The following is a 14,280-nucleotide window of genomic DNA, read 5'->3' on the forward strand; positions in this document are numbered from 1 at the left end:
TTCTCTCTATAATTTGCAATTTGCTCTCTTAACCAGCAGCAGATGTAAAAAGCTCAGTCACCGGCCTAAATATACGCTTACTCTGTAAGAAAGGTATATGGTTATGGCTTCTGTTTTTCTTTCTACGAACTCTTTTAAAGCATGCAAGAGAAGTATCTAGCAGTTTAACTGAGCAGTTTTGGTGTCAACCGGATAAATCAGATTCAAATAGCCTTTTAATAAAGCAAAAAAGATGCCAACTTTTAAAAATATTACTAATTACTTAAAAAACATAAATCTAAGCTACTTAAAAGCATAGTAAGTTTATTTTTAAGACCAATTTACGACCCAATATGGTGCAAAATTATTTTAAATATAAAAAATATGCTCTATTTTGCATCATTGCGAAGAGTTTTATACAGGTCCTGAATTTTAATATTAATTAAAAGGATCACTAATTTCATTTTCAACAGGTCTAGAGGCATCAGCTGAGGTACCAGCACGTGATGGCTGCGAAACAGGAATATTAGATTGTGAACGCTGTACATCAACTACATTACCCTCTTGATCTCTTCTGGTAATTGTCGTTTTTACAGTGGAAGGCGCATTATTGGTTTGCGCTGTATTAGCTGCCGGGTTTGGTCGGCTAAGTAAGCTCTCATCAATTTTAGGTAAGGCAGCCGGTTTCAAGACAATTTCACGTACTTTTGCACTTCCGCTCATCTCCTCTGAACCTAAATCATTTACAAAAGCTGCATAATCTTCAAACTTTTGTGTATGTGGCTTAAGCGAAGGTGGGAGTACAAGATTTAATTGATCCAACGCCTGCTCAGCTTCCTGAGCTGTCTTATACTTGCCATAAGCCAGCACATACTGTTCTGTCTGCTCTTCGCCACTGAGTCGGAAATAAATAAAATTATTACGTTGAGGCTGTTTCTTCAGAAAGCTTTTAATAATATCTTCTTCAGAAGAGCGAAATAGTTCATTGGTCCAGAGTTTCTTATTCTCCAGCATAAATTTAGTACCACGGAACTCAGGCTCATGAATGCCTGAAGCCACTATTCGAGTAGTCAGTTCAAGTGGCCGAACTTCTTCCAACAATGCACCAAGATGGGTCATTGATCCAACCTTCTCAGGCTGAATCTGAGTTTGGGCTTCACTCTCAGGCGTTTTTTTCACTTCAACCAATTGCTCTTTATCTGTCATCAGCCAAAAGATAAAAGCAAGTAACAGGCATAGCAATCCGCTCATCAGCCAGATATACCGCTGAATATTGTCCCGTTGCATACGAACTGCTGCCATATTTTGCCTATGCTCCTTGTTGATTTGCAAGAATTGCCTGCTTCATCAGCTTTAAGTCAAATTCTCTGGTAATTATAGCTTGTCCCAACTGTTTCAGCAGGACCAGACGCAGTTGGCCATTCAGAACTTTTTTATCATGTGCCATATATTCCAGAAACTGCTCAAGCGGAATGTGCGGACATACTATCGGTAAATTTGCACGTTGAATAATATTTTTTGTACGTTGCAAGTCGTCTGCTGAAATCCAGCCCATACGTTGAGACAAATCTGCTGCCATGACCATACCGGTGGCAACTGCCTCTCCATGCAACCACACTCCATAGCCCAGATAAGATTCAATCGCATGGCCAAAAGTATGGCCAAGATTTAATAACGCACGGTCGCCGTGCTCTTTTTCATCACGCGCCACAATACGGGCTTTATGCGCACAGGAGCGATACACTGCTTCGGCCAGAAGCTCAGGATCACGAGCAACCAGCTGATCCATATGCTGCTCTAGCCATTCCAGAAAATCACGGTCTCCCAGTAAGGCATATTTGATTACTTCAGCAAGGCCAGCCGATAATTCACGGTCAGGTAAAGTCTTTAACTGTGACATGTCTGCCATAACTACCTGTGGCTGCTGGAAAGCACCAATCATATTTTTACCCAGCGGGTGATTAATTCCTGTTTTCCCCCCGACACTGGAATCCACTTGCGAAAGCAAGGTCGTTGGCACCTGAATAAAATAAACTCCACGCTGAAAGCTGGCAGATGCAAATCCGGCCATATCTCCAATTACACCACCTCCGAGCGCCAGAACGGTACAGTCCCGGTTAAAGCCAGCTTGCAGAAGTGCATCGAAAATCAGATTAAGATGCTGAATATTTTTATACTGTTCACCGTCGGGCAATACACACGTAGCGACTACTTTATCCAGAGATTTAACCGCACTTACATAATGGTTCAAGTAAAGTTTTTCGAGAGTGGTATTGGTTACAATCATAACCTGCTTGCCCAGAATATAAGGTTCAAGCAAAGTCTGAGGACTCAGATCACTACCAATAAAAATAGGATAACGGCGATCGCCTAATTCAACATATAAGGTTTGCATACAGTCTGGAACCCGTAATCATGGTGCGGAGTGTAACTCTTCAGAGCTAATAATCTTCAAGATTTTTTGGGCTAGATCTCGTGCTGCCCCTTGATTGGTCTCGATAATATAATGTGCCACTTCCCGGTAGAGCGGGTCACGGGCAGCCAACAGGTCTCGAAGCTTCTGTTCCGGGTTTTCTACTTGTAATAATGGCCGGTTTTTATCACGATAGGTACGTTGAAGCTGAATTTCTACTGGTGTATAGAGATATACTACGATGCCGCGCTGCTTGAGGAATTCACGGTTAGGCACCTGCGTTACAGCCCCACCACCTGTAGCTAGCACCAGCTTTTGCCGAAGTGTTAGCTGGTCAATAACGGCGGTCTCCCGACTCCGGAAACCAGCTTCTCCCTCTTTTTCAAAAATCCAGGGGATATTTGCTCCTGTTTTACGCTCCAGTTCATGATCACTGTCCAGAAATTCCCGGCCCAGTAACTCTGCCAGATGTCGCCCCACAGTGGTTTTTCCAGCTCCCATCGGCCCTACCAAATAGATATTTGGCAGGGTGTCAAACTCTTTGCTTGGCAAGGAGTCACCTATTGAATTACTTGAATTAAAAATATATTAATGATTTCCAGTCGCACTGTCATTAACAATTCGTGGTGTGACAAAAATCAGTAACTCACGCTTGTTATCACTTTTAGCATCACGGCGGAATAAACGGCCTACACCCGGCAGGTCTCCGAGAACAGGTACTTTCGTTTGCGTATTCCTGGTTTCCTGTTCAAAAATACCGCCAAGGACTACAGTTTCACCATTGTTAACCAGCACATTAGTATTAATTTCATTCTTGTTAATCGCGATCTGGCCAGTTGGTGTCGGGTTCCCCGGAGTATCGCTGGTAATGTTCAGTAACATCTGGATTTTACCATCAGGAGTAATACTTGGTGTTACATTCAGACTTAAAGTAGCATCCACAAATTCAGTGGTAGAAACTGCATTGGCGCCACCGCCCTCTGAAGACTGGTAGGGAATTTGAGTACCAGAAGCAACTCGAGCCTGCTGTTTGTCAGCTGTTAGTACTTTCGGCGTAGAAATGACTTCACCATAACCATCAGCCTGCAAGGCTGACAATTCGAGATCAAGCATAAAATCAGAAAGACTAATTAAACCGAAGGCAATACGGCTTGCACCCGGAGCTGTAACGCCTAAATCCACATTCAGGTTTTGTGGACGCTCTATGGTGTATTTGCCTTCATCATCAGGATCACGCAGATTCCATAAGGTGGTTTCACTGCCGCCGACCAGCAGGCTGTTATTACGGGTAATACCCTGTGAAAGAATTCCCCACTTCACGCCCATTTCTTTGGTGAAGTCAGTACTAGCCCTGACAATACGGGCCTCAACCATTACCTGTTTTACCGCTACATCCAGAAGATCAATCATACGGCGGATCTGGTCAAGTTTCTGAGCCGTATCATTAATGATTAAGGTATTGGTACGTGGGTCTATTGAAATGGTTCCTCTTGGACTTAGCAGGCTTCCCACACTATCACCCAGTGCTTCCGTATTGTTTGAAGCACCGTTAGCACTACCATTACCACTATTTCTGCCTTGGGTAATCAGTTTTTCGATATCGACAGCTTTTGCATAATTCAGCTGGATATATTCAGTTTGTAAAGGCATAAGTCTGGTACTTTGCGCAATTGCCTTAGCCTCTTCCTCTTCTGCTTTAATCAGCTCTGCAACCGGAGCAATCCAGATTACATCACCATTACGACGTTTATCCAGGTTTTTGGTTTTTAAAATAATGTCTAAAGCCTGGTCCCATGGTACATCTTTCAGGCGCAACGTAATATTTCCCTGAACAGAGTCGGCTGCAACCAGGTTGATACCAGTGAAATCTGCTAACAACTGTAATACCCGACGAACCTCAATATCCTGAAAGTCGAGTGAAACCTTTTTACCGCTATAATTAGGTGCAGAACGGGTTTTGACCGTACTCTTTTCTTCCGGGCGCTTTAAACTGACTGTTAAGCGGTTCTCAGTCTGATACGCCATATACTCATAACTGCCAGTTGATTGAATAGTAATAATGCCATTACCGCCTTCATTATAGGCATCAACAGTCGAGACCGGCGTGGCAAAATCATTCATATTCAAACGGCGGATTAGATGGGAAGGGATTTTATTTCCCAGCATCCTGACTATGACTTTACTTCCCTGCTGCTGTACATCAGCAGGAGTATTCGGGTTCAGAAAATCAATTAAAACCTGTCCCTCGCCCTGACTTCCACGCTGGAAACCAATGTTCGAGATACCCTGAGCAGGCTGCTGTGCTACAGCAACTGGCTGTGGCAATACTGTAGGCGCGCCTGTTACCGGATTAATCTTTAAAATAAAAGTATTGCCTTCTACACGGGTAGTAAAGGCACCTGCATCTTTTAAACTTACAATAATTCGGGAACGTTGTTCATCAGAGGCCACATGAATTGCGCTTGCTTCATTGGTAGCAACCGGAATACTAGGCTGTTTAAGATTTTGTTTGGCCTGATCAAAGTCTAAGATCAGTCGCGAAGGCTGTTCAAGCTGATAAGCCTGGGGCTGGGGCGGCAATCCATTAAACATGACTCGAATTTCTGTCCCTTGTCCCGGAATCTGCATAGGTACAATATTGGTAATATTGACCGCTGCACTTGCTACCTGCATCATTGCTACAGCAACTGCTCCCATCGCAAATTGACGATATAAATGAATCATGCTGTTGCCATCCCCCATCAAAAATTCTTGAAAACTCTTTTTCATTTTTATTCCTTTCATCCTTAAGGCTGTGGCCCAATCAGTACTAGACTGCGGGGACGTTCCACATAGCCTTCGCGCCCATCCGGGATGATCTCAACCAGATCAATCTGGGTAGGTGTAATCTGAACAATACGCCCATGATGCATACCCATATAGTTCCCGCGCTGCACTTGTTCAATCTGGCCATCGGGCGTCTGGATTAGTGCAATAATCTGCCCTCTTGAATTACGCATACTGCCTTTCATATTTAAAGATTCAAGGGCATAGCTCTCAAGAGGTTGGGGTTGGCGTGAAAAATTCGGATAAACCCGCTTCCCGGCCATAACTTTTAACTCAGCTGCAAGCGAGCTAGGTAAAAATGGACTTCTGAACTGATGTGCTGCATAAGCAAATGTAGGTACAGGACTGAACACAGGTGCCGGTTCAATCGGTAGAGGTGGTTGGTTACGAATGACTGCCATCTCTTCATTTACTGCATCTATACGTGAATCACAGCCTACCAGAATCATGCCGCAGCACAGGCCTAAAATGATCTTATTCCAAGTCATTGTGGCTGCCCTCCTGCTGGGGTATCCGTAGTATTTGGCTGCTCATTATTACCGACATATCGGTATGTTTTAGCTTTCACCGCATAATTTACTTCTGGAATATCTGAGTTCTGCGCCTGTGTACTGGTAATTTCAAAGTCATGCAGGGTTACAATTCGTGGAAGCGCCGCAATAGTGCTCACAAAAGAACCAAAGGCATGATAATCACCTGTTGCCTGAATATCAATTGGCTGTTCAATAAAGAACTCCTGCCGAATTTCACTTTCTAGACGAATATTTTTAAATTTCAGGCCAGAACTTACTCCTGCAACGTTAATATCTTCAACCAGTCCAGGAATCTCGGTTTCTTTAGGCAACTGTTCCAGTTGCTCATTAAAATTCGCTTCCATTTCCTGTAGTTGTGCTTGGTATTGCTGTAAGTTACGCAGTTTAGAGTCCTTTTCACGAAACTCGTTTAACAGATTCTGTTCTTGTGCCTGCGCATTAGAAATAGCTTCAAGTTTGGGGCGAATTGCTAAAAAATAGCCAATTGCACAAACCAGCAGAAACAGAAATATCCAGCAGGTCAGTTTGACTGAAAAAGGCCAGCTGCCGTAATTATGTGTATCCAGCGTATTAAACTGTTGCAGGAAGGCTTCTAGCGTCATTTTTCTTTTAGCAGGTTTAGCATCTTCCTGGTTTAAATCATCGAATTCTTCACGACTCATTGTGCTGCTCCCGCTGCAGGACCCGTTGCTGCTGTATTGGTTGGTGCATTGGGATCAGCCGATGGCGGACTATCAGCAGCAATCTCACCTGCATCTACAGTTACAACAAAACTGCCATAGTTTTCTTCTGGTCGAGGTATCAGCGAAGTTGGGGTCTGCTCTTTCTTTTCTTCCGCGGCAAGGAATGAGTTCATAAAGGCATTACGATACCAAGGTGAAGCTTCTAGACCACGCAAAAGCTCAGCTACAGTGTTCGGGCTTTCTGCCTTCCCTTCGAGAGTGAATTTATCACCAGTCCGTGCAAATTTGGTCAGATACATATTGGCTGGGATTACACGTGCCAGCTCATCCACCAAACGAACAGTAACCGGACGTTTACCCTGTAAGCCCTGAATCAGGTTCATGCGCTCAATAATGGCATCACGCTGTTCTTGCAGGCCATCTAGAGATTTAAGCTGTATATCCAGGTTCTGGTTAGTACTGATAATCAGTTGATTAGCTTGTTCCTGATCATCCAGCTTGCGGTCATAGTACATCCAAGTCAGTACCACTCCGGCTAAACCTAGTAATGCCACCCCAATACAAATAATAATAAATTGCTTTTTCCGTTGTTCCCTTAGCTCATCACGCCAAGGGAGCAGGTTAATTGTTGTCATTAATCAAAACTCCTCAGCGCTAAACCACAAGCCACCATGAGTGAAGATGCATCTTTTTCAACTTTTTGTACATCAACCTGCGGCGCAAAACCCATCTGTAAAAATGGATTGGCAATTGTTACCCGGTAGCCCAGCTTTTGTTGGAGTAGTTTGGCCAGTCCCGGTATATTGGCATTTCCACCCGCCAATAAAATATGATCAATCTCATTAAACTGTGAAGACGAGAAAAAAAACTGCAAAGAACGAGCAGCCTGTTGCACTAAGGCCTCTAAGAAAGGCTCGAGTATTTCAATATCATAATCATCTGGCAAATTACGCTCTTTTTTGGCCCGGCCAGCTTCTTCATAGGAAAGGCCATAACGATTCTGGATGTCCTGAGTCAGCTGCTTTCCACCAAAAACCTGCTCGCGAGTATAGATAATCTTGCCATGCTGCATGACAGACAAAGTTGTCATGGTGTGGCCGATATCTAGAATACCTACGGTATTCACCCCTATAGGCAATGTATCAGCGAACACTTTAAACGCACGTTCTAGCGCATAACTTTCTACATCAGCAATTTTCGCGGTTAGACCTGCCATTTCCAGCACTTCGACACGTGCATCTACATTTTCAGTACGGGTGGCCACCAGCAGTACATTTACTCGATCAGGATTTGCCAATATATCTGGCAACACTTCGAAATCAAGACTGACTTCGTCTAAAGGAAAAGGAATATATTGCTCTGCATCCATACGGATCTGAACTTCACGTTCATCATCGTTCATGTCTGCATCCATTTCGATGACTTTATTGATCACCGCCGAAGTAGGTACTGCAAAAGCCGCATTAGCCGCCTGAGGGTTAGCAATGTCAATTACGCGCTCTAAAGCATCGGCAACCGCTTCAGGATTCAGAATATTTTTTTCAACGACACTTCCATCGGAAAGCGGATAAAGCCCGTAACTTTCAACCCAGTATCTGCCACCTTTTACAGAGAGCTCTAATAATTTAACCGAAGTAGAACTTACATCTATTCCGACTAATCCTTTATTTGGTTTACGATATAACCTGAGCACAATGCTTTCCTATTATTTTTTTATCCCCAAAAAAAATAACGAACTAATAGTCAGCGTATAATTTTGCACGGATACAATATCTAATCTAACAATCCGTTTATCTAACGGCTATACTGACCATCAATTAGTTTGCCATTAGCTCTTATTAAAACTTACTTGTTATGAAAAAGCTATCCAGTTCAGGCCGTGTTCACCCCTTTTTTTCTATTTTAATTATCATTCTAGTCTCAATACCAATGGGGTTTTATGGTATTTATCTTTATATTGCCCCTTCACTGCCTGAGATGAGTTCGCTCAAAAAAGCACCTTTACTTAAGCCGTTACAGGTCTATACTGCCGATAACGAGCTGGTGGCTGAGTACGGTGGAAAATTGTCTGTACCGGTTGAATATAAACAGATTCCGCCAGCCTTTATTCATGCTTTTCTTGCCGCAGAAGACTCCTCATTTTTTGAGCATAGTGGCATCAGCTTTAAAGGCTTGGGGCGTGCTGTTACAGAGAGTGTTACCGGATCTGACGTGCAGACTGGCGGTTCAACTATTACTATGCAGGTGGCCAAGAACTATTATTTAAGCCCAGAGCGCACCTTAAAACGTAAATTGACAGAGATTTTTCTGGCACGAAAAATCGAGCAAAACCTGAGTAAAGAAGAAATTCTGACCTTATATGTCAATAAGATTTTCTTGGGTAAAAATGCCTATGGTATCGCCGCAGCTGCCAAAATTTATTATAATAAAAGTCTGGATGAGCTAAGTCTAGCACAAATGGCAATGCTGGCCGGCCTGCCTAAAGCTCCATCAAAATATAATCCGGTTGCTAACCCTGAACGGGCATTGGAACGTCGCAACTGGATTCTGGGCCGTATGTTACAGCTTGGATATATCAGCCAGTCACAATATCAGGCTGCCGTGGCTGAGCCGATCAACTTGGACATGCCTGATCGTGGAATCAGTAACCGCTTTCCCTATGTAGGTGAGATGGTTCGCTCTGAACTGGTAGAACGCTTTGGTGATCTGGCCATTGATTCAGGCTATAAAGTGTACACCACCATTGACAGTAAACGTCAGGCCTATGCTGAACAGGCAGTCCAGAATGGTCTGGAAGATTATGACCGTCGCCATGGCTGGCGCGGGGCCGAGGCACATGATGAGCCTTTAAACAAATTTCGGGCATTTGCAAATACTTACCCTGCACAGGTAGTCAAGGTCAATTCCAACTCATTTGAAGCACTGATGCAGGATGGTTCTACAGTGACAGTACCATGGTCTGGCATGTCTTGGGCAAGGCCTTACCGCAATGCTAACAGTGTAGGGGGAGCGCCAAGTCGTGCCTCTCAGATTGTGAAAGTTAAAGATATTATCCGGTTGCGCCCGAATGAAAGTAAAACTTCATGGGCACTGGTCCAGTTACCAAAAGTACAGGGCCAGCTGATCGCAATTAATCCAAATAATGGAGCGATTGAAGCAGTTGTAGGGGGCTACAGTTTTTATCAGTCCAAGTTTAACCGGGCCTTACAAGGCTGGCGTCAACCTGGCTCCACAATTAAACCTTTTATTTATGCTCTGGCTTTAGAGCGTGGAATGACCCCCTATACGATGGTAAATGACAGTCCGATTACGATCGGCAAATGGACACCCAGAAACTCGGATGGTCGATATCTGGGAATGATTCCTTTACGCCGTGCACTCTATTTATCACGTAATACGGTCTCTGTACGTTTACTACAAAATGTAGGAATTGAGCGTGCGCGACAGTTACTTATGGACTTTGGTTTACGTGATGACCAGATTCCACGTAACTATACGATTGCTTTAGGAACACCACAGGTTCTACCTGTACAGATGGCAACCGGTTATGCCACCTTTGCTAATGGGGGCTACCGAATCCAGCCTCATTTTATTAGTCGAATTGAAGATGCCTATGGCAAAGTGATTTTTGAGGCTGACCCGGAATATGCTTGTATTCCTTGCATTAATGCCAAAGATGATACTGAAGAAGACACTCCACAGACGCCTGATGATGAAGTCATTGAAGTGACTAATCAGTCTTTAGAGCAATCAAAGAATAATATTAGCGAGCAGAAAGAACCGGAATCAGATTATCGTCAGGCGCAGCGCATTTTAAAATCGAGCTCAGCTTATGATATGGCCAATATTCTTCGGGATGTGATCCAGCATGGTACAGGACGCGCTGCTTTAAAAATTGGCCGTGGTGATATTGGAGGCAAAACCGGTACTACAAATGATGCTAAAGATGCGTGGTTTGCGGGTTTTAACGGCAAACTAGTGACTGTGGCCTGGGTTGGCTTTGACCAGCCAACAACTTTGGGCCGTCGTGAATATGGCGGGGTAGCAGCTTTACCGATTTGGATTAACTTCATGGGTAATGCGCTCAAGGGTACTCCAGCATCCTGGGTACAGCTAGACAAAAATGCCAAAGCTCCCCGACTACAAGAAACAGCCGGCCAAGTAGAACCTAAGGTTGATCGTGCTTCCCCTCCTCTGGCACGTCCTTTATATCGTCCGGCCCCTCCTCCGGCTGCTGTCACTAATGACTTTGCCGATTTGCCCGGTGAAGAAATCCTGATTCCTTCACGCTCAGCTCCACCTCAAGTTAATACACCGGATCAACCTGCCCGAACACAGCAACCACGTACTGAACCTCAGCAACGTGATGCACTGGAGAATCTGATTCAAGAGGTTCAATGATTTAAATAAAGAAGCCACCATAAAGGTGGCTTCTTTATTCTTAAAGTCAGTCTTTTTTCTTGAACAGATAAACCTGAAAACTGCCTTGAGTCTCAAAATTTTCCAGTGCTTCTAATCTTTGGCGGCGCTCTGGTTTTGCCTTATAAGCATAAGGGGTCATGGCAACCAGATTTTTGAGTTGCGCTTGGTTGAGCAGTAGCCGGGTTTCAATCAGTGGCTGTTCAACCAGCTCAAAATGTTCTGCCAGCTGCTCAACAAACTTGGCCGGTTCATGAGCATTTACTTCTTCAAATAATACTTCACGCATACTGTAGAGATGCTCAGGCCCTGGCGTAACTACCATAAGATAAGCCCCTGGCTTTAAGACCCTCAAGATCTCCTGCTGGGGAATGGGACTAAATAAACTGGTACATAAATCTATTGAATGGTCAATTACAGGTAAAACTGCACCTGTACCAACCACCCAAGTTACCTGCCGATTGGTCTTTGCAGCAACCTGTACCGCATTTTTAGCGATATCAACTCCTACACATTGCAAGACTTCAGACTGCATGGCCTGTGTGTAGTATCCTTCACCACAACCAATGTCCAGCAGGTTTTCAATACGAAGACTGGAAATTATCTTGACCACTGCCTGCTGTAACGGTGCATAAAAACCATCAGCCAAGAATGCTCGTCTTGCCTGAACCGACTCAGGCGTATCACCCGGATTTTTACTGTGTTTATGTTGTACCACATGCAGATTGACATACCCCTGTTTGGCTACATCATAACTGTGGTGATTTACGCAGCGCCATGTCCTGTCTATCAATTTGAGTTGTTCCCGACATACAGGGCACATGAGCAGGTTCATTATTTTCTCCAGAATAAAAAAAGCCGGCAGTTATTAGCAAATGCCGGCTTTTATAAAAAGATTTGCTTAACGTAATTTTAAGGTCATTAGTCCCAAAACCACTAGCATAATTGTAATAATCCAGAAGCGGATTACTACCTGGGTTTCTTTCCAGCCCTGCTTTTCATAATGATGATGCAATGGTGCCATCAGAAAAACTCGTTTGTTACGCATACGTAGCGAGCCAATTTGCAGGAAGACAGAAATTGCTTCCATGACAAATACACCGCCCATAATTGCAAAAACAATCTCCTGACGAACCATGACCGCAATTGTACCGAGCATTGCTCCGAGTGCCAGAGCACCCACATCTCCCATAAACACCTGAGCAGGATGAGCGTTGTACCAGAGGAAAGCCAGACCGGCACCAATCATGGCCGAACAGATAACTACCAGTTCAGAAGAATATTTTACATAAGGAATATGCAGATAATCAGCAAAGCGTACATCACCTGCCAGATAGGCAAATACACCTAGTCCTGCAGCAACCAGTACAATAGGCATAATTGCCAAACCATCCAGACCATCAGTCAGATTAACCGCATTTGAAGCACCATTAATAACCAGATAGGTAAAGACAATAAAGGCGATACCGAATGGGATAACGGATAATGGAATCGTCAGATTTTTAAAAAATGGAATAAGCAGATCCAGCATGTTAGCTGTCTGTACGGCACTAGGTTGCTGGGTTGCAATATAATACAGTGCAATACCGGCGCCTAAAGAGGCAATAGATGTCCAGAAGAATTTCTTGCGCGCAGGTAGTCCGGCATTATCTTTATAACGGATTTTGATCCAGTCATCTGCCCAGCCTACTGCACCAAAAATTACCATCACGCCCAGTACAATCCAGACATAAGGATTAGATAAATCTGCCCAGAGTAGTGTTGAAATACCAATCGATAATAGAATCAATACCCCACCCATAGTAGGTGTACCCATTTTTTTCGCATGATTTTCAGGAGCAAAAGAGCTGACTGCTTGACCATATTTAAGCGCCTGTAACTTGCGAATCATGACTGGTCCCAGAATGAGACCAATACTGAGGGCCGTCAGGACACTCAATAGAGAGCGAAATGTTAAATAACGAACCACCTGAAACGAACTATGATAGCCCGCAAGCTGTTCAAACAACCATAACAGCATTAAATTTTCTCCATCAAATCAGCCATCAACGTCTCCATATGGGTATAACGAGAACCTTTAAACAGGAAACTCATAGACTGTGGTTGATGTGTTTCGACTAGACTCATTAGAAAAGGAAGCGCTTGGGCCTGAGTCAGAAAGGCCTGCATTTTTTTCCCGTATTGGGTGCTACGGGCACCTTCAAGTGCAGCGGGTGCAAACTCGCCAACTGCTATTACAAAATTGATATCCTGGCTCACCAGATCACGCCCCAGACGGTAATGCTCAACAGCTGCAGCGTCACCCAGCTCGCCAATATCGCCAGTGACCATTACTTTGATACCGGATTGCTGTGCCAGAACTTCTCCGGCCGCCCGCATCGATGTAGGATTGGCATTATAAGTATCATCAATAAACAAATGCTGTTTATGGCTAATAAAATTTAATCGCCCTTTAGCCCCTTGCGCCAGCTCGAGACCGACAACTATATCGTCCAGAGAAATACCAATCGCAAGCGCGAAAGCTGTAGCTGCAGTTGCATTCTGTACATTATGTAAACCCGCAAAAGGTAGATTAACTTCACGCACGCCCTGTGGTGTATGTAGCATGAATTGGGCAGACTGAGCCAACAGCGTCATTTCTGTTGCATATATATCGCCGCCTTCACCAAAACTCAGGACTTGCGTTGTCTGAACAGCATGACGGATAGCGTCAGTAAAATCATCAGCCGCCGGAATAACTGAGGTTCCATCTTTTGCTATATGAGCATAGATTTCCGTTTTAGCCCGACAAATGCCTTCACGGCCTCCAAATTCACCTAAATGTGCAGTACCAACATTAATGATACCTGCCACCTGTGGCTGGACCAGCTGTGAAGTATAATCAATTTCACCCTGATGACTGGCGCCCAGTTCCATTACTGCATATTGATGTTCAGCTGTAAGCTCGAGCAACATCATAGGCACGCCCAAGTCGTTGTTCAGATTGCCTCGTGTGACCAAGGTAGGTGCAAGACGGGACAGAATACTGCCCAGCATTTCTTTAGTAGTCGTTTTACCACTACTCCCCGTCAGCGCAATTACTTTAAGCTGTGGATTCTGCTGACGACGATAGGCTCCAAGCCTTCCTAGTGCCTGCCGTGTATCTGTAACAACCAGCTGCATCATGTCAAGGTCAAGAGGACGCTCAACAATTGCAACCTGGCAGCCCTTATTTAAAACTTGAGCCACAAAATTATGTGCATCGAAACGCTCACCTTTTAAGGCAAGAAAAGCATCTCCAGCTTCTGCCTGCCGTGAATCCGTCAGAATCCGCTTGATTGGCTGCTCAGGGCAACGTTCCTGATACCAGTAGCCTTGTGTTGCTTCCATTAATTGTTGGGCTGTCCAAGGCTCCAAAGACCCGGTACTTGTTGTAGAGGTATGCATA

12 protein-coding genes are annotated in these 14,280 nt (G+C 44.3%); 1 reads left to right on the plus strand and 11 read right to left on the minus strand.

Translation table 11 applies throughout. The annotated features are described in order from the left end of the window. Nucleotides 1–417: 417 nt before the first annotated feature. The 8 genes from AC0VYT_RS13140 to AC0VYT_RS13175 are packed head-to-tail and all read right to left on the minus strand — an operon-like array spanning nucleotide 418 to nucleotide 8,127. Nucleotides 418–1,281, minus strand: a complete 864-nt coding sequence (locus AC0VYT_RS13140) for a hypothetical protein (RefSeq protein WP_005024218.1) — start codon at nucleotides 1,279–1,281, stop codon at nucleotides 418–420. Between the two features lie 7 nt (nucleotides 1,282–1,288). Continuing rightward, nucleotides 1,289–2,374, minus strand: a complete 1,086-nt coding sequence (gene aroB, locus AC0VYT_RS13145) for a 3-dehydroquinate synthase (protein ID WP_005404624.1) — start codon at nucleotides 2,372–2,374, stop codon at nucleotides 1,289–1,291. An 18-nt stretch (nucleotides 2,375–2,392) separates the two neighbouring features. After that, entirely contained in the window at nucleotides 2,393–2,944 is a 552-nt protein-coding gene (gene aroK, locus AC0VYT_RS13150) for a shikimate kinase AroK (protein WP_005024215.1), read from the minus strand. A gap of 36 nt (nucleotides 2,945–2,980) precedes the next feature. Continuing rightward, complete coding sequence (locus tag AC0VYT_RS13155; protein ID WP_005024212.1) at nucleotides 2,981–5,161, minus strand: type IV pilus secretin PilQ; 2,181 nt, start codon at nucleotides 5,159–5,161, stop codon at nucleotides 2,981–2,983. A 17-nt stretch (nucleotides 5,162–5,178) separates the two neighbouring features. Next, a complete protein-coding gene (locus tag AC0VYT_RS13160; RefSeq protein ID WP_005018049.1) occupies nucleotides 5,179–5,706 on the minus strand; it encodes a pilus assembly protein PilP in 528 nt (175 codons plus the stop codon). Then, nucleotides 5,703–6,413, minus strand: coding sequence for a type IV pilus inner membrane component PilO (locus tag AC0VYT_RS13165; protein ID WP_005404626.1), 711 nt, complete (start codon nucleotides 6,411–6,413; stop codon nucleotides 5,703–5,705). The genes AC0VYT_RS13160 and AC0VYT_RS13165 overlap by 4 nt, the downstream gene beginning before the upstream one ends. Next, nucleotides 6,410–7,069 (minus strand): PilN domain-containing protein, encoded by a 660-nt coding sequence (locus AC0VYT_RS13170; RefSeq protein ID WP_005018044.1) that lies wholly within the window; start codon nucleotides 7,067–7,069, stop codon nucleotides 6,410–6,412. Before AC0VYT_RS13170 ends, AC0VYT_RS13165 begins: the two co-directional genes overlap by 4 nt. Beyond that, on the minus strand, nucleotides 7,069–8,127 hold the full coding sequence (locus tag AC0VYT_RS13175) for a pilus assembly protein PilM (RefSeq protein ID WP_005024205.1): 1,059 nt from the start codon (nucleotides 8,125–8,127) through the stop codon (nucleotides 7,069–7,071). Before AC0VYT_RS13175 ends, AC0VYT_RS13170 begins: the two co-directional genes overlap by 1 nt. A 161-nt stretch (nucleotides 8,128–8,288) precedes the next feature. Between AC0VYT_RS13175 and ponA the strand changes: the two genes are divergently transcribed. Then, nucleotides 8,289–10,835, plus strand: coding sequence for a penicillin-binding protein PBP1a (ponA, locus tag AC0VYT_RS13180; RefSeq protein ID WP_034688125.1), 2,547 nt, complete (start codon nucleotides 8,289–8,291; stop codon nucleotides 10,833–10,835). 46 nt (nucleotides 10,836–10,881) lie between these two features. Here ponA and AC0VYT_RS13185 read toward each other — a convergent pair whose 3' ends face one another. From AC0VYT_RS13185 to AC0VYT_RS13195, 3 genes are all read right to left on the minus strand, one after another. Beyond that, a complete protein-coding gene (locus AC0VYT_RS13185) occupies nucleotides 10,882–11,688 on the minus strand; it encodes a putative RNA methyltransferase (RefSeq protein WP_005018037.1) in 807 nt (268 codons plus the stop codon). Nucleotides 11,689–11,754: 66 nt separating this feature from the next. Next, nucleotides 11,755–12,873, minus strand: coding sequence for a phospho-N-acetylmuramoyl-pentapeptide-transferase (mraY, locus tag AC0VYT_RS13190; protein WP_005018035.1), 1,119 nt, complete (start codon nucleotides 12,871–12,873; stop codon nucleotides 11,755–11,757). Beyond that, complete coding sequence (locus AC0VYT_RS13195) at nucleotides 12,873–14,279, minus strand: UDP-N-acetylmuramoyl-tripeptide--D-alanyl-D-alanine ligase (protein ID WP_005018033.1); 1,407 nt, start codon at nucleotides 14,277–14,279, stop codon at nucleotides 12,873–12,875. The genes mraY and AC0VYT_RS13195 overlap by 1 nt, the downstream gene beginning before the upstream one ends. Nucleotide 14,280 lies beyond the last annotated feature (1 nt).

The sequence above is a fragment of the Acinetobacter sp. QJM3NY_42 genome (genome assembly GCF_056173745.1).

Excerpts from the sequence above, each read along its gene's own strand:
- AC0VYT_RS13140 (WP_005024218.1), bottom strand. The coding sequence starts at position 1,281 with ATGGCAGCAGTTCGTATGCAACGGGACAATATTCAGCGGTATATCTGG.
- aroB (WP_005404624.1), bottom strand. The coding sequence starts at position 2,374 with ATGCAAACCTTATATGTTGAATTAGGCGATCGCCGTTATCCTATTTTT.
- AC0VYT_RS13155 (WP_005024212.1), bottom strand. The coding sequence starts at position 5,161 with ATGAAAAAGAGTTTTCAAGAATTTTTGATGGGGGATGGCAACAGCATG.
- AC0VYT_RS13160 (WP_005018049.1), bottom strand. The coding sequence starts at position 5,706 with ATGACTTGGAATAAGATCATTTTAGGCCTGTGCTGCGGCATGATTCTG.
- AC0VYT_RS13165 (WP_005404626.1), bottom strand. The coding sequence starts at position 6,413 with ATGAGTCGTGAAGAATTCGATGATTTAAACCAGGAAGATGCTAAACCT.
- AC0VYT_RS13170 (WP_005018044.1), bottom strand. The coding sequence starts at position 7,069 with ATGACAACAATTAACCTGCTCCCTTGGCGTGATGAGCTAAGGGAACAA.
- ponA (WP_034688125.1), top strand. The coding sequence starts at position 8,289 with ATGAAAAAGCTATCCAGTTCAGGCCGTGTTCACCCCTTTTTTTCTATT.
- AC0VYT_RS13185 (WP_005018037.1), bottom strand. The coding sequence starts at position 11,688 with ATGAACCTGCTCATGTGCCCTGTATGTCGGGAACAACTCAAATTGATA.
- mraY (WP_005018035.1), bottom strand. The coding sequence starts at position 12,873 with ATGCTGTTATGGTTGTTTGAACAGCTTGCGGGCTATCATAGTTCGTTT.
- AC0VYT_RS13195 (WP_005018033.1), bottom strand. The coding sequence starts at position 14,279 with ATGCATACCTCTACAACAAGTACCGGGTCTTTGGAGCCTTGGACAGCC.